10 protein-coding genes are annotated in these 15,338 nt (G+C 62.5%); 3 read left to right on the top strand and 7 right to left on the bottom strand.

The window, feature by feature from the left end; all coding sequences use genetic code 11:
• Window positions 1-3: 3 nt before the first annotated feature.
• The 7 genes from AC3CCE_RS29360 to AC3CCE_RS29330 form a co-directional block, all read right to left on the bottom strand.
• Window positions 4-945, bottom strand: coding sequence for a class I SAM-dependent methyltransferase (locus AC3CCE_RS29360; RefSeq protein ID WP_352510902.1), 942 nt, complete (start codon window positions 943-945; stop codon window positions 4-6).
• Window positions 894-1,901, bottom strand: a complete 1,008-nt coding sequence (locus AC3CCE_RS29355) for a hypothetical protein (RefSeq protein WP_023695521.1) — start codon at window positions 1,899-1,901, stop codon at window positions 894-896. Before AC3CCE_RS29355 ends, AC3CCE_RS29360 begins: the two co-directional genes overlap by 52 nt.
• Window positions 1,902-2,165: 264 nt before the next feature.
• Window positions 2,166-2,483 (bottom strand): DUF2934 domain-containing protein, encoded by a 318-nt coding sequence (locus tag AC3CCE_RS29350; RefSeq protein WP_352510903.1) that lies wholly within the window; start codon window positions 2,481-2,483, stop codon window positions 2,166-2,168.
• Between the two features lie 87 nt (window positions 2,484-2,570).
• On the bottom strand, window positions 2,571-3,170 hold the full coding sequence (locus AC3CCE_RS29345) for a BA14K family protein (protein WP_352627429.1): 600 nt from the start codon (window positions 3,168-3,170) through the stop codon (window positions 2,571-2,573).
• Between the two features lie 131 nt (window positions 3,171-3,301).
• The gene (gene metH, locus AC3CCE_RS29340) at window positions 3,302-7,111 is read right to left on the bottom strand and encodes a methionine synthase (RefSeq protein WP_352510905.1); all 3,810 of its coding nucleotides are present in this window, start codon (window positions 7,109-7,111) and stop codon (window positions 3,302-3,304) included.
• A gap of 150 nt (window positions 7,112-7,261) precedes the next feature.
• Window positions 7,262-8,383 (bottom strand): KamA family radical SAM protein, encoded by a 1,122-nt coding sequence (locus AC3CCE_RS29335; RefSeq protein WP_352510906.1) that lies wholly within the window; start codon window positions 8,381-8,383, stop codon window positions 7,262-7,264.
• Between the two features lie 186 nt (window positions 8,384-8,569).
• Window positions 8,570-9,562, bottom strand: a complete 993-nt coding sequence (locus tag AC3CCE_RS29330; RefSeq protein WP_352513790.1) for an IS481 family transposase — start codon at window positions 9,560-9,562, stop codon at window positions 8,570-8,572.
• Window positions 9,563-9,634: 72 nt separating this feature from the next.
• Here AC3CCE_RS29330 and AC3CCE_RS29325 point away from each other — a divergent pair, with 72 nt between their 5' ends.
• The 3 genes from AC3CCE_RS29325 (at window position 9,635) to AC3CCE_RS29315 (ending at window position 15,295) form a co-directional block, all read left to right on the top strand.
• A complete protein-coding gene (locus AC3CCE_RS29325; RefSeq protein WP_352626524.1) occupies window positions 9,635-11,281 on the top strand; it encodes an acyl-CoA synthetase in 1,647 nt (548 codons plus the stop codon).
• Window positions 11,282-11,559: 278 nt separating this feature from the next.
• Window positions 11,560-12,411, top strand: a complete 852-nt coding sequence (locus AC3CCE_RS29320) for a hypothetical protein (RefSeq protein ID WP_352626522.1) — start codon at window positions 11,560-11,562, stop codon at window positions 12,409-12,411.
• A gap of 262 nt (window positions 12,412-12,673) precedes the next feature.
• Window positions 12,674-15,295, top strand: coding sequence for a bifunctional diguanylate cyclase/phosphodiesterase (locus tag AC3CCE_RS29315; protein ID WP_352626520.1), 2,622 nt, complete (start codon window positions 12,674-12,676; stop codon window positions 15,293-15,295).
• The last annotated feature ends 43 nt before the right edge of the window (window positions 15,296-15,338 follow it).

Raw genomic sequence — 15,338 nt, 5'->3', positions numbered from 1 at the left:
GGGCTACATCCTGACGGCGACGATTTCGTATCTTGGAATTGTCTGGACGCTGTCGGCAGCGGCAAGCGGGGAAACGCTTTTCCCGGTATGATGCTGCTCCGAGCCGACAATCGTCAGGTTGGATTGCTTCAGCATATCCGCAAGGTCTGAATATGTAGTGCGATCTTCATGCAGCGGTTCACCCCAGAGCGCTTCGACGGCCGTCTTCAGCTCCGCCACGGCAGCGGCAGGAAAATGCGCCGCGACGGCGGCCTTCTCGATGGTCGAAAGCCTGCGGCCGATTTCAGCGCTGCCGCGAGGCCCCCTCGGCTGGTCTTTTTCCGATAGCAACCTCTGGGAGAGAAGCAGGCGTCCGCCAGGCTTGAGACTACGCGCCCAACTGTCGACCACCTGCTGGCGTGCGCTGCGGTCGAAGAAATTAAGAACGCTATGGGCGACAACTGCCTGCACCGGCGCACAGTCGCAACCGCGAATGTCGGCGCGGTGGGTCTCGAGCGCAAAACCGGCGGAGCGGGCAAACAGCCTGTTCTGTTCGACCGTCGTTTCACAGCGATCGATCAGCACAAATTCGGGCTCGATGCCGACCGGCCTCGTTTGGCCCAGAACCATTGCCGCCAGGCCGGTGTCGGCCGCGCCCGACAGGAGAATCCGACAGCGTCCCTCCTGGGCCACGGCAGCCAATTCACGTCCAAAGAACGCCCCGCCGGCCGGCTTGGCACCTTTCGATTCCAGCAGGCGGATCATGCTCCACGTGCGATGGTAGGGCATACACCCATGGCTCGGGTCACACAGCACCTCAGCCCAATCAAACGAAAAACGGGCAAGTTGCGTGAGTGGTTCGTCGGTGTAAATCGAGAGCCGTTGTCCTGCCGGTGGGCTTTCTCGCGGGCCGTTCATTGCGATTGCATCTTCCTTCGCCGGGCCATTCTTGTTCTCCAAAGCCATCTCACCGGCCATATCCAGCGGCCCGACTGAATGAATTGGTAAGATCCGGCTGAAGGCAGGAAGTCGATTCTCCCGGTGCCGGAACTGTCGATTGCCTCGAATGCAACTTTCAACGCCGCGATAATGTGGCCACGTCGTTCCTCACGGGCGGCTGCGCCACCTTTGAACTTCGGAAAAGTCGGATTGGGGTTGACCTCGAATATCACCAATGCGCCGTCTCGCAACGTGTAGTCCACGCGGCCGAACTGGATATGGCCCGTATTGCAGGCGCGAAGCAGGTCCTCAGCGTGCGGATTGTCCTTTACGAAGGCGAGTTCCTCGCGCACGAAATCCGGGTCGGTGCTGCTTGCCGATGACTTAACGTTCCAGTCGACGGACCTAAGTATGTGCTGGGACACAATCGCGTCCCCAATGCGGAATGCGCCATACTTTCGATAGTAGCCGTTCGAATCGCGATCGGCTTCAAAGGAGACGGCGATGCGCCGCTTCATCGGCTTGGCGTTGCCCTGGAGCACGGCGATCGCCTCTTCAAGTTGGCGTGGGTTTTCCAGAAGCTTGGTTTCCGGCCCCCAAAAGCCATCTTCCATCCGGATAAAAACAGGGTAACGGGTTGGTCGCTCATCCTGCTCCAGACGCGATACTTCGACCGGGTTGATTCCTCTAATACGAAGCCGGCGGAGCAGGGCGAACCGCTCCAGGACAGTCGCGGGATGGTTTAGAATTCGAGCATCAGGGTCGGCGCGCTTTGCGGCTTCGGCAATATCCGCCGCCGCCATCATTTCCATGCCATTCAGATACTCAAAATCAGTAAAAACCAAGGTACCCGCGGGAAAGTTTAGTCGGCGGAAGACTGACTGATAGGTTTCCATGCGCAAAAGCGGCAACAAGTGCCCTGCCGACGAAATCAGCCGCCGCATCGGCGTCTGATTCAACTCGTGCACCAACACTGTGATCATCGTTGCTCGCCACCCCGTCTCGACGTCGTATAGAGAAAGTGGCGAGAGTGTCTACAGGCACGCTGGTGCCGCGAAGTGGTTGGCACTTCGTATCGCGGCATCTGGGCTGCTTCGCCGGCATCGGCACCGTCCGCTTACGGATGTTGCTATGGCCAGCACGGATCAATTTAGGCGCAAAGCTGTCAGAGAATGACGGCCTCTGTCGCGACTGCCAAAGTGATAAGTGTCAACAAGACACTCTGAAAGATCGTCCTAGGCCTCTGATCAGGACGTCGCCCGCCTCTTTCCCTCAATCCCCCGCGCCGCCTGCTCAACCGCCGCCCTGTCCGCGCCCAGCCTGTCGATCAGCTCCTGTGCCTCGTCGCCCGATATGCCGGTGCGCACGGCGAGTTCCTCGACGGTCAGCACGTCGGTGCTGGCGATCTCGCGCGGCAGGGCGTCGTCGGTGGTCAGCGGCAGAGCGGCTTCGCGGTCGATTTCGGCCTCGGCCCGGTGCCAGTGGTGCTCGGGGTCGCCAGTGCCTTCGCGCTCCCAGATCTGGTAGGCGCGCTGCTGTATCTTATGATGGCGGTCGTCTTCCATGGTGGTTCCTCCCCTGGGCTTTGAGGACGATCCGAACGACCCCAGAAATCGCGCGGTCGCAATCGTTCGCGGCGCCCTTCGCGCTGGCTATTCGCATTGCCGTCTCGGCCCGCCGGAATATGGCTGGTAGCTGTTGTCTTCCCGACGGTAGGAGCGATAGCGGCTGAAGCAGGAGGCGACATGGTCGCCGCTGGTGGCCGCGTAGGCGCCCGCGCCCACGACATAGCTTGCCTCCGTGGCACGCGCCTCAGGGGCTCGCGGCGCGGCGCGCTCGGCGCCGAGATAGGGCGAGACGCAGGTGCGCTGCTGTCCGCTATAGGACGTGTAGCTGTTGTCATCAGGGTTGTAGGAGCGGTAGCGGCTGACGCACCAGGCGAGATGCGGCGGCGGCAGCTCGACCGGCGCGATAGCGCCGGTGACGGCGGGATCGGGCTGCTGCTTGTCCTGCTCCGGTTCCATGACGGCGATGTCCGCAGGCGCGGGCTGCTCGGCCGGCAGACGTTCAAAGTCCTGCGCCCCCTTGTTGACCGGAAGCGCTTTCCGGGTCCACAGCTCCGCCACGCTGACGGTGGGTCTTGCCTCGCGCGGGGGCTTGGCGGCAAGCAGCCAAGTGGCAAAGGCCAGCCCGCTGCTGAACACCGCCAGGGTCAGCACGAAGCCGCCGACCAATCCGAGAACGGCTTTCATTCGACACTCCTTCTGTCCCTGCTGATAGAATGCGGGACATCAGCGCTTGTTCCAGAGATGTGAGCGCGACGGACTAAGGTCTGACCGACCTTGCGCGTCCGGATTCGTCGAGCCGGCCAGAGCGCCGCCGCCTACTCCGCCGCCTCCGCATAATCCACCGGGATATAGTTGAGGATTGGGCCGAGCCAGCGCTCGACTTCGGCGAGCGGCATGTCCTTGCGGCGCGCATAATCCTCGACCTGGTCGCGCTCGACCTTGGCGACGCCGAAATAATAGCTTTCGGGATGGGCGAGATAGATGCCGGACACAGACGAGCCCGGCCACATCGCATAGCTTTCGGTCAGGCTGACGCCGGCATTGCGCTCGCCGTCGAGCAGCCGGAACAAGGTCGCCTTCTCAGTATGATCGGGCTGCGCGGGATAGCCGGGCGCCGGGCGGATCCCGCGATAGGGCTCGCCGATCAGTTCGTCGGGGGCCAGCTTCTCGTCTGATGCATAGCCCCAGAAATCCTTGCGCACCTTCTCGTGCATGCGCTCGGCAAAAGCTTCGGCGAAACGGTCGGCCAGCGCCTTGACCATGATCGAGGAATAATCGTCATTGGCGCGCTCGAAGCGCTCTGATATCGCCACCTCCTCGATCCCGGCGGTGACGATGAAGCCGCCGATATAGTCCGGCTTGCCGCTGTCGGCCGGTGCGACGAAATCCGACAGCGCGACATTGGCCTTGCCGTCGCGCCTGGTCAGCTGCTGGCGCAGCGTGAAGAAAGTGGCAAGCTCCTGCGAGCGCGCCTCATCCGTGAACAGCCTGATGTCGTCGCCGACGGCATTGGACGGCCAGAAGCCGATGACGCCGCGCGGCGAGAACCATTTTTCCGCGATGATTTTCGTCAGCATCGCCTGCGCATCCTCGAAAATCTGGCGTGCCGCCGGTCCCTGCTTCTCGTCGTCGAGGATCTTGGGGTAACGCCCCTTCAGCTCCCAGGTCTGGAAGAACGGCGTCCAGTCGATGTAGCGCGCGAGCTCCGTCAGGTCCCAGTTGCCGAAAACCTTGACGCCGGTGAAGGACGGCTTCGGCGGCTCATAGGTCGACCAGTCGACCTTGTGCGCATTGGCCCTGGCCTTGGCCAGCGGCAGCCGCTGCTTGTCGGCCTCGGAGCGGGCATGCGCGTCGGCGACCTTTTTGTACTCGGCCCGCACTGTGTCGACGTAGCCGCCCTTGGTCTCGTTCGACAGCAAGGATGACACGACGCCGACGGCGCGGCTGGCGTCATTGACATAGACCGTCTGTCCCTTGGAATAGCGCGGGTGGATCTTCACCGCCGTGTGCACGCGGCTGGTCGTGGCGCCGCCGATCAGCAGCGGAATGTCAAACCCTTCACGCTCCATCTCGGCGGCCATGTGCACCATCTCGTCCAGCGACGGGGTGATCAGGCCGGACAGGCCGATGATGTCGACATTTTGCTCGCGAGCCGTCTGCAGGATCTTCGCCGCCGGCACCATGACGCCGAGATCGATGATCTCGTAATTGTTGCACGCCAGAACGACGCCGACGATGTTCTTGCCGATGTCGTGGACATCGCCCTTTACAGTCGCCATCAGGATTTTGCCGGCCGTCTGGCGCTCGCCATTGTCGATGCCATTGGCGGCGTTGGCCAGTTTTTCGGCCTCCATGTGCGGCAGCAATCCGGCCACCGCCTGCTTCATCACGCGCGCCGACTTCACCACTTGCGGCAGAAACATCTTTCCCGCGCCGAACAGATCGCCGACGACATTCATGCCGGCCATCAGCGGGCCTTCGATGACATGCAGAGGCCGCTCGGCCGCAAGCCGCGCCTCTTCGGTGTCGGCGTCGATGAATTCGGTGATGCCGTTGACCAGCGCATGCGAAATCCGCTGCTCGACTGTCCAGTCGCGCCAGGCGAGATCGCGCTCCCTGGCTTCCTTGCCGGCGGTGCCCTTGAAGCGCTCGGCGATCTCCAGCATGCGTTCGGTGGCGGTGCCGCCGGCCCTGGGCGCGCGGTTGAGCACGACGTCCTCGCAAGCCTCGCGCAGTCCCGGTTCGATCGTGTCGTAGACGGCAAGCTGGCCGGCATTGACGATGCCCATATCCATGCCGCGCTGGATGGCATGGTAGAGGAACACCGCGTGCATCGCCTCGCGCACCGGCTCGTTGCCGCGGAAGGAGAAGGACAGGTTCGAGACGCCGCCCGAGATATGGACATGCGGCAGCGTGGCGGTGATCTCGCCGGTGGCCTCGATGAAGTCGACGCCGTAATTGTCGTGCTCCTCGATGCCGGTGGCGACCGCGAAGACATTGGGGTCGAAGACGATGTCTTCGGGCGGGAAGCCGGCCTGTTCGGTGAGCAGCTTGTAGGCGCGGGTGCAGATCTCGACTTTGCGCGCCTTGGTGTCGGCCTGGCCGGCCTCGTCGAAGGCCATGACGACCACCGCCGCGCCGTAGGCGCGCACCAGTTTCGCGTGATGCAGGAACGCTCCCTCGCCTTCCTTCATCGAGATGGAATTGACCAGCGGCTTGCCCTGTACGCATTTCAGCCCGGCCTCGATGATCTCCCATTTCGAGGAGTCGACCATGACCGGAACACGGGCGATATCAGGTTCGGCGGCGATCAGGTTGAGATACTCGACCATCGCCTTCTTCGAATCGATCAGGCCTTCATCCATGTTGATGTCGATGATCTGGGCGCCATTGGCGACCTGGTCGCGCGCCACGTCGAGCGCGGGGACATAATCGCCCGCCGTGATCAGCTTTCGGAACCTGGCCGAGCCGGTGACGTTGGTGCGCTCGCCCACATTGACGAAGGGAATCTCGTCGGTCAGCGTGAATGGCTCCAGCCCGGACAGCCGCATCTTGCGCTCGATCTCGGGAATGGCGCGCGGCGGGTATTTTTTCACCGCTTCGGCGATGGCGCGGATGTGCTCCGGCGTCGAGCCGCAGCAGCCGCCGACGACATTGACCAGCCCTTCCCTGGCGAAATCCTCGATCTGTGCGGCCATGAAGTCCGGGCTCTCGTCATAGCGGCCGAATTCATTGGGCAGGCCGGCATTCGGATACGCGCAGACGAAGGTGTCGGCGGCGCCTGAAATTTCGGCCAGATGCGCGCGCATCGCATTGGCGCCGAGCGCGCAGTTGAGGCCGATGGTGAAGGGGTTGGCATGGCGCACCGAATGCCAGAAGGCGGTCGGCGTCTGGCCCGACAGCGTGCGGCCGGAGAGATCGGTGATGGTGCCCGAAATCATCACCGGCAGGCGCACGCCCTTTTCGAGGAAAATCTCGTTGCAGGCAAAGATCGCCGCCTTGGCGTTCAGCGTGTCGAAGATGGTCTCGATGAGAATGATGTCGGCGCCACCGTCGACCAGGCCGCGCAACTGCTCGCTATAAGCCAGGCGCAATTCATCGAAGGTCACCGCGCGGTAGCCGGGATTGTTGACGTCGGGGGACATCGAGGCGGTGCGGTTGGTCGGCCCGAGCGCGCCGGCGACGAAGCGCCGCTTGCCGTCTTCCTGCTGTGCCCTCGCCGCTGCCCGACGCACCAGTCGCGCGCCGTCCCGGTTCAGCGCGTAGACGGCATCCTCCATGCCGTAGTCCGCCTGGGCGATCGAGGTCGAGGAGAAGGTGTTGGTCTCGAGGATATCGGCGCCAGCGATGGCGTATTGATAATGGATTTCCTCGATCGCCTTCGGCTGCGTCAAGATCAAGAGGTCGTTGTTGCCCTGCTGGTGGCAGGTGCAGCCGGCAAAAGCCTCGCCGCGGAAATGCTCTTCGTCGAAGCCGAGACCCTGGATTTGCGTGCCCATGGCGCCGTCGAGGATGAGGATGCGCTCGCGTGCCGCTGCCGTCAGCGCCGCAAGCACTTCGGACCCATCGGGTCTGGCCGCGACGGGGCCGAACAATGCGTCCAGCGATGCAGAATTCTGCGACATTTTTTATCCTTGAGGCGACAACCATCACATAAGGATATCTTTATGTCAACATACGGAATGCAAGCGAACGCGTCGTGGCGAGAGTTTGGTGCGATGGTCATCCCGATCGACAATGTGACGGCGGCGGTCATCGTCGCCGCTGCGCCGTGCCTACACCACCACGTCCCGATATACCCTCACCTCGCCATCCTGGCCGCGGATGCGCCAGTCCTGCCCGTCCCGGCCCTCGACATGGCATGGCCCGAGCGGCACCTTGCCACCGCCTTCCGGCAGGTCCAGCACATAGACCGGATTGCAGATGCCCGACAGGCGGGCGCGCAGCGCGCCGGCCAGCGCCTGTCCCTGCGCAATCGTGGTGCGCCTGTGCGCCATGCCGCGCGCGAGGTCGCCATGGTGCAGGTAATAGGGTTTGACGCCGAGCCGGTACATCAGTTCGCGGCAGAGTTCCTCCAGCACTTCGACCGTGTCGTTGACACCCTTGAGCAGGACACTCTGGTTGAGCAGCACGAAGCCTGCCTGGCGCATGACGCGGCAGGCCAATTCGGTGGCCGGCGTGATCTCCCGCGCATGGTTGAAATGGGTGACGATTGTGACCATCAGCCGGCCCTGCAACGCGCCAACCAGCCCCGGCGTGATGCGCGCGGGCAGTACGACAGGCACGCGCGTGTGGATGCGCAGCAGCCTGACATGCGCGATCGCCTCGATGCGGGCGCGGATTTCAGCCAGCGCCTTGTCGGGCAGCGAAAGCGGATCGCCGCCGGTCAGGATCACTTCGCGGATTTCGGTATGGGCTTCGATATAGGCAAAGGCGTCTTCGAGCGCCTCGCGCGTATAGCCGCGGCCGATCGAGGTCAGAGACTCCTTGCGGAAGCAGAAGCGGCAATAGACCGCGCATTGGTAGGTCGCAAACAACAGCACGCGGTCGGCGTGGCGGTGCGTCAGTCGCGGCACCGGACTGAAGGCACGGTCGGCGATCGGATCGTCGAGCTCGCCTTCCGTTTCCGTCAGCTCATCCGGCGATGGAATGACCTGGGCGCGGATCGGATCGGCGGGATCGTTCCAGTCGATCAGGTCGAGATAGGTTTTGGGGGCACGCACCTTGTGGCGTACGACCGCCTCCTGCGCCGCCGCGCGCTCGGCGGGTGACAGCGGCAGGGAGGCGAGATCGCGGACGTGGCGCACGCCCGCGCGGATGTCGTTTTGCCAGGCGGTGTCGGCATCGCGTCCTTCGTCGGCGATGGCCGCGTCATCGAAAGTTGAGTCTGGGGTCATTGGGGCCTCGGGGCAATTCTGGCGGTGCTATCGGCCGGATGGACGGTTCGGTCAACAGCAGTGGCTCGGCGCGGATTGTCGCTGCGCTGCGATCCTTCGCATCCCCCGACTATCGCCGTAATCGACCAGCGCAGCAATTTCAGGCAATCTCACCGATAAGGCGCTCCAAGGGGAGATGGGCGCCGCCTAGGTGTTTAGTCCCAAGGTTTGATGGGTTGGATCGAGCCTGAATCGTTCGGGCTCTTTTGTCCAGATTTTGCAGATGTATTCAAAGGGCGTGAGGCCCTTGAGGGTCTTCAGTCGACGGCCGAAATTATAGGCTAAGACGAAATCGGCGAGATGCTGGCGCAGTTGGTCATGGCTCTCGTAGTAGAAGCGTTTGACGGTCGCATCCTTGATCGTGCGGTTCATGCGTTCGACCTGGCCGTTGGTCCATGGGTGCCTTGGCTTTGTCGTTCGGTGGTCGATATCGGCCTTGGCGCAAGTATGTTCGAAGGCGTGCGCCCATATGATTTCTCCCGCCGCCATGGCTTCCTTGATCAGCGGAACGGCCGAGCCGCCGGCACCTGGGGTCGTGAACTGAATGCCGTTGTCGGTAAGCACTGTGTGGATCTTGTAAGGGACAGCATCAAGAAGATGGCGCAGGAAATCGGCGGAGACCGCTGTCGTTGCCTTCTCGTGCAGCTCGACGAAAGCGAACTTCGAGGTCCGATCTATGGCCACGAACATATGCAGCTTGCCCTGCTCGGTTCGGACCTCGGCGACGTCGATATGGAAGTAGCCGATTGGATAGGCCTTGAACTTCTTCCTTGCCGGCTTGTCGCCCTCGACATCCGGCAACCTGCCTATCCCGTGACGCTGCAGGCAGCGATGCAAGGATGACCGCGACAGATGCGGGATCGTCGGTTGGAGAGCATAGAGGCAATCGTCCAGTGGCAGCAGCGTATAACGCCGAAAGGCGACGATGACCGCCTCTTCCTCAGTCGATAGCACTGTCGACTTCGGATCTCTGGGGCCAGTCGGAAGATCGGCGGCCGACGTCCGGTTCCTCCACTTCCTAACCGTCTTCTGATTGATGCCGTAGCGCTTCGCCAGCGCCCTCAGGCTCTCTTGACTATGCTGTATCGCTCGACGGATCGCCTCTGTCGTCGTGGCGCTCCCATGAAGAACCTGGCCCATAGCGCATCCTTTGATTCGGACGAAAAGTATGCGCCATCAAAGCCTGGGATCAAACACCTAGGGAGGATCGCCATGAGCAAAATGCCGCGTTATGAGGATGCCGTTCAGCGCTTTCGCATCGAAGATGAGATCGCGCGGTTGTATGGCAACCCTGGAACCGGCATCAATGCCTATGTCGAATGCTGCGGCCGCTACACCGGAGAAGACCGGCTGGCGCTGCGCGCGATCTCGGCCGGCGGCGAGCTTCGCGAATTCAGCTTCGACGATCTCGCCTATATGTCGGGGCGCGCCGCCAATGTGCTCAAGGCCGCCGGCGTCGGTGCCGGCGATGTCGTCGCCGGCATGCTGCCGCGCGTCCCCGAACTGGTGGCGCTGATCCTCGGGACGTGGCGCATCGGCGCGGTCTACCAGCCGCTGTTCACCGCCTTCGGTCCGAAAGCCATCGAGCACCGCCTCGGCTATAGCGGCGCCAGGATCGTGGTGACCAACCCGGCCGATCGCGGTAAGCTCGACGAGGTCGAGACATCAGCGCAAATCGCCACCATTCTTGGCAATGGCGATGTGCTGCCTGCAGGCGACATCGATTTCCGCGCCGCGCTTGCCGCCGCCTCGCCCGACTGCCAGCCGGTGATGCGCAAGGGCGACGACTTGTTCATGATGATGTCGACGTCGGGAACGACCGGCCTGCCCAAGGGCGTGCCGGTGCCGCTCCGCGCCCTGCTCGCCTTCGGCGCCTATATGCGTGACGCCATCGGCTTGCTGCCCGACGACATCTTCTGGAACATCGCCGACCCCGGCTGGGCCTACGGCCTCTATTACGCCATCACCGGCCCGTTGCAGCTCGGCATCGCCACGACCTTCCATGAAGGCGCCTTCAACGCCAAGAGCACTTACGACATCATCGAGCGGCTCGGCGTCACCAGCCTTGCCGGCTCGCCGACCGCCTATCGCCTGCTGATGGCGGAAGGCGCGGAAGCTGCGGCCCGCGTCAAAGGCAGACTGCGCGTGGTGAGCAGCGCCGGCGAGCCGCTCAACCCGGAAGTCATCCGCTGGTTCGACGCAAATCTCGCCGCGCCCATTCACGACCATTACGGCCAGACCGAGAACGGCATGATGGTCAACAACCATCATGGGCTCTCGCATGTCGTTCGCGCGGGCTCGGCCGGCTTCGCCATGCCCGGATATCGCATGGTGGTACTGGACGAGGCCGGCAACGAGCTCGGCCCCAACCAGCCCGGCATCCTCGCCGTCGACATCGCGAAGTCGCCGCTGCGCTGGTTCGACGGCTATCACCAAGCCGAGACGCCGGCGATCAGGGGCGGCTACTACCGCACGGGCGACACGGTGGAGTACGAGCCGGACGGTTCGGTCTCCTTCATCGGCCGCGCCGACGATGTCATCACTTCGGCCGGCTATCGCATCGGCCCGTTCGACGTCGAAAGCGCGCTGATCGAGCATCCGGCGGTCAACGAGGCGGCCGTCGTCGGCGTACCCGATCCGCAGCGCACAGAGATCGTCAAGGCCTTCGTCGTGCTGGTGCCGGCTTACAAGGGCAACCCCGACCTCGCCGAAGAGCTTGCCCAGCACGTCAAGAAACGGCTGTCGGCGCACGCCTACCCGCGCGAGGTCGAGTTCATCACCGAACTGCCGAAGACCCCGAGCGGCAAGATCCAGCGCTTCCTGCTGAGGAAGGCGGAGGTGGAGAAGCGCAAGGCGTGACTAGGCGCCAATCTCCCCCCTCGAGGGGGAGATGTCGCCGAAGGCGACAGAGGGGGTCGTTGCGCGTGAAGCGCTAACGTCGTCTCGCGCTGCAAAAGGAGTCAGCGCTTCACGCGGGGCGACCCCCTCTGGCCTGCCGGCCATCTCCCCCTCAAGGGGGCAGCTCCAACGCCGTCTTTTTTCAGCCCAATGTTGTCATGTATCCTTGGAATCGAACGTAGAGCAGGGTTTATATCATGCGGTGGGTCTGGACGTTTCTGTTTGCACTGGTGAGCAGCGTGGCTTTCGCGGCCCCGCCGGAGGACGACTATGTGGCCGCGCGTGACAAGGCGATTGCTGATATCGCAGCGCTGAACAGTGCGAACGCGGCAATCGAGACCATCGACGCTGAGAACGAGAAGGCGCTGGCCGACCTCCAGCAGCGTCTTGCCGGCATTATCGGGCCGCTGGCGGTCAAGGACTTTCCGCCAACCGGCACAATCAATATCGAAAGCCTCAGCGACTCCGATATCGGCTATGGCATGCTCGATGGGCTGCGATACACCAAGGGCGACGACGGCCCCAGCCTGGTGGCAACGACGCGAGGGCTGCTGGAGCGGTGGCTCCAGTCCAGAACCGCCGAGACCGACGAAAGTTTCAAACTGCCCGCCGGCATCGATGAGGCGCTTAAGCTGGATGCCTTCTATACCCAGGCGATCAACAGCGACGCCGCCTTCGAGGGAACGCTCGACTTTCCATTGAAGAAACCCGAAGGCGCCGACATCGCCTTCGCACGGCTCGGCGGCTGGACGCAGGACGTCGGGCCGATCTATGAGCAGGAAGTCATCGTTACGCTCGTCAAAGGCAACAGCGTGAGAATTATCGCAGCGCCGGCAGCCCCTGCCGTTCCGAAGATCGCCGCCTGCGACGCCGTGTGGGCTGCTGCGGACGCCGCCGCGCAGAAATTCCAGGAGGCCTACCAGGCATCGGACCTGAAGGACGAAAAAGCGTTCGAGTCCTCCAACGCCGCCTGGGACAAGGGCGACAGCGACTACCGGGCCTGCATGGCGCAGCGCCTGCCGGCTGACCCGGCTTTCCCGGCGCTGCTCGCCCAGGCGCAGGCGCTGGCCGATCAAATGGCTGGGAAGTAAGCCTCCCGCAAGGGCCCGCGCGGCAAGATCAGGCGGCTTGTTGCAATCTGAGGCGAATATGACTTCGCCGCTGGGTTGCAGAACTCTGCAACCTGGCGTCCTACTTTCGGACACTCATTCAGATTTCGGCTGGACCCTGGCAACCAAAAGCTTACCGTTTGTTCTCGGATTCGTCTCGAAGCTCAAATTTAAGCTTTAGCTACTATGGTCGACCGAAGGACTACTGTCCTGGAAAGGTCTTCGGATCGAGTTGGCAGGCGCAATGCTCAATTCCGGCCGGTTGAAACGGGCCGTTTTTTCTTCCGCCAACTTGCCGGCGGCGATTGCCTTTGTCGTGCTTCTCGTCTGCGCCCTGGTTGCCGACCAGAGGAACAGAGAAGTCTCCGATCAGCTGGCGCGGGCCGACGTCCTGGCCAAGGTCAACATCATACGCGCCAAGCTCGAAGGCAACATAGGCGGCAATCTCCAGCTGGTTCAGGGTCTCGTTTCGACAATCGTTACCGAGCCCTATATGGGCCAGCAAAGATTTGCGGCACTCGCCCGTAATCTGTTCGAGCAAAAATCGCAGTTGCGCGATATTGCCGGCGCCCCCGACCTCGTCATCGCGCTGATGTATCCGCTGGAAGGCAATGAAAAAGCCATCGGGCTGGACTACCGCAAGAGCGATACGCAACGCATGGCCGCGCTTCGCGCCCGTGACCAGCGCGCGCTGGTGCTCGCCGGGCCGGTTAAACTGGCGCAAGGCGGACGTGGCTTCATCGGCCGTATCCCCGTCTTCGTGCCGACGGCGGGTGGCGGCGACCGTTTCTGGGGTATCGTCTCGGCCGTGATCGATGTCGATCGGCTCTACGCTGCCAGCGGACTGACCGACCCTGATCTGGATATCGATGTGGCGCTTATCGGCAAGGATGCGCTCGGCGGCGGCGGGGAACTGTTCTTCGGCGGCGATAATGTCGTGTCCGGCAATCCGGTGATGGCAGAGGTGCAATTGCCTTCAGGCTCCTGGCAAATTTCAGCCATACCGAAGGGCGGCTGGCCGACCGCTCCGAAAAATGAGTGGCTGTTGCGTCTGCTCATGGCGCTTGCCGGCGCGCTGGTGGTGCTGCCGATCCTCGTGGCAGGACGTCTTTTCGGTGAGCGGCAGAAAAGTGACGCCGAGTTGAGGCGCCTGTCCCGGCGGCTGGAGTTGGCGTTGGAAGCCTCTGCTATAGGCGTGTGGGAGCACGATACCGTCAGCAACGAACTCGTATGGGACGACCGCATCAACGAAATCTATGGCAAACCCGGCGGCGGCAAGACCCGTAGCTATGACGACTGGGCGCTGGCGATCCATCCCCAAGACTTCGAACGGGCTAAAGCAGATTTCGATTCGGCTGTTGCAACACAAGGCCCCTACTCTTCGCAGTATCGGCTCCTGCGGCCGGACGGCACCATTCGCCATGTGCGCACCCGCGCCAGTTTCTTCCGGGACATCGACGGCACGCCAAAAATGATCGGCGCCGAATGGGATGTGACAGGCGACGTGCTGCTCAACGAGAATCTCGTGCGTGAACGTCGCCTTTCAGAATCGAAAAATGCCGAACTGAACCTGGCCAAAGCCCGCATCGAGCATGTCGCGATGCATGATTCGCTGACCGGTCTGCCCAACCGTCGGTATCTGGACGAGATGCTTGCCGAAAACCGCGAAGCCGACGGCCGTGCGGCGTTGCTGCATCTCGACCTTGACCGGTTCAAGCAGATCAACGACACGCTCGGCCATGCAGCGGGCGATGCATTGCTGGTGCATGCTTCGAAAGTCATCAAGGCCAGCGTCGGCAGTGCCGATTTCGTTGCGCGCATCGGCGGCGACGAGTTTGTCGTGCTGAGCCATGGACGCGACGACAAGGAACTCGCCGCGCTGGCCGACCACATTATCGATGCGATGCGCCAGCCGGTCGACTATCTGGGTCACCAGTGCCGGTTCGGCGTCAGCATCGGCATTGCGGCCAATAGCGGCGTCGATGCAAGGCAGTTGCTTGTCAATGCCGATCTGGCGCTGTACCGGGCGAAAGGCCGCGGCCGCAACCGCTACGAGTTTTTCAACGAAGAGCTGCAGAGCGAGATCGTGCGGACCAAGCAGACCGCCGACGAGATTCTGGGCGGGCTCGAGCGGAACGAATTCATCGTCTACTATCAGCCGCAGTTCGACGCCAAGACGCTGGAGATCGTTGGCGTCGAGGCGCTGTCGCGTTGGGATCATCCGCAACGCGGCATGCTGACTCCCGACGCCTACATCAAGGTGGCTGAAGAACTCAATGTCGTGTCGCTTATCGACCGCACCGTCCTGGAGCAGGCGCTCGATAATTTCGAGCGTTGGTCGCGCAGCCACCTCAACATCCCGCGCGTCTCGGTCAACGTTTCCGCCAGGCGCCTGGAAGACAGGGATCTGATCAAGGGTTTGCGCAAGCTTCCCATCAAGGAAGGGACCGTGTCGTTCGAACTGGTGGAGTCGATTTTCCTCGACGAAAACGACGAGCTGGTCAGCTGGAACATCGAACACATCAAGGGGCTCGGCATCGACATCGAGATCGACGATTTCGGCACCGGGCATGCCTCGATCGTCTCGCTGTTGAAGTTGCGGCCGCGTCGCCTCAAGATCGACCGCCAACTGGTCACCCCCATCTCCAGCTCAATCGCACAGCGGCAGCTGGTGTCGTCCATTATCGACATCGGCAAGTCGCTCGGGATCGAAGTGATCGCCGAGGGTGTCGAGACGATGGAGCACGCGCGCATTCTGAAAGAGCTTGGCTGCGATATCCTGCAAGGCTTCCTTTTCGGCTACCCGATGGACGCAAAAGCCTTCAAGACGTTCGCTCAGTCCCGCAAATGGCTGGCGGCGAGCTGACGGACCCGGGGCTTTGTTTGATGCAGAAGCGGACGCAGGAACT

Source organism: Mesorhizobium sp. P160187 (assembly GCF_057766425.1).
The sequence above is the reverse complement of the archived record's forward strand: the minus strand, read 5'-3'. Positions and strand labels throughout refer to the sequence as shown.

What these genes read in the sequence shown, in the direction of transcription:
- AC3CCE_RS29360 (WP_352510902.1), bottom strand. Translation starts at nt 945, where the DNA reads ATGGCTTTGGAGAACAAGAATGGCCCGGCGAAGGAAGATGCAATCGCA.
- AC3CCE_RS29355 (WP_023695521.1), bottom strand. Translation starts at nt 1,901, where the DNA reads ATGATCACAGTGTTGGTGCACGAGTTGAATCAGACGCCGATGCGGCGG.
- AC3CCE_RS29350 (WP_352510903.1), bottom strand. Translation starts at nt 2,483, where the DNA reads ATGGAAGACGACCGCCATCATAAGATACAGCAGCGCGCCTACCAGATC.
- AC3CCE_RS29345 (WP_352627429.1), bottom strand. Translation starts at nt 3,170, where the DNA reads ATGAAAGCCGTTCTCGGATTGGTCGGCGGCTTCGTGCTGACCCTGGCG.
- metH (WP_352510905.1), bottom strand. Translation starts at nt 7,111, where the DNA reads ATGTCGCAGAATTCTGCATCGCTGGACGCATTGTTCGGCCCCGTCGCG.
- AC3CCE_RS29335 (WP_352510906.1), bottom strand. Translation starts at nt 8,383, where the DNA reads ATGACCCCAGACTCAACTTTCGATGACGCGGCCATCGCCGACGAAGGA.
- AC3CCE_RS29330 (WP_352513790.1), bottom strand. Translation starts at nt 9,562, where the DNA reads ATGGGCCAGGTTCTTCATGGGAGCGCCACGACGACAGAGGCGATCCGT.
- AC3CCE_RS29325 (WP_352626524.1), top strand. Translation starts at nt 9,635, where the DNA reads ATGAGCAAAATGCCGCGTTATGAGGATGCCGTTCAGCGCTTTCGCATC.
- AC3CCE_RS29315 (WP_352626520.1), top strand. Translation starts at nt 12,674, where the DNA reads ATGCTCAATTCCGGCCGGTTGAAACGGGCCGTTTTTTCTTCCGCCAAC.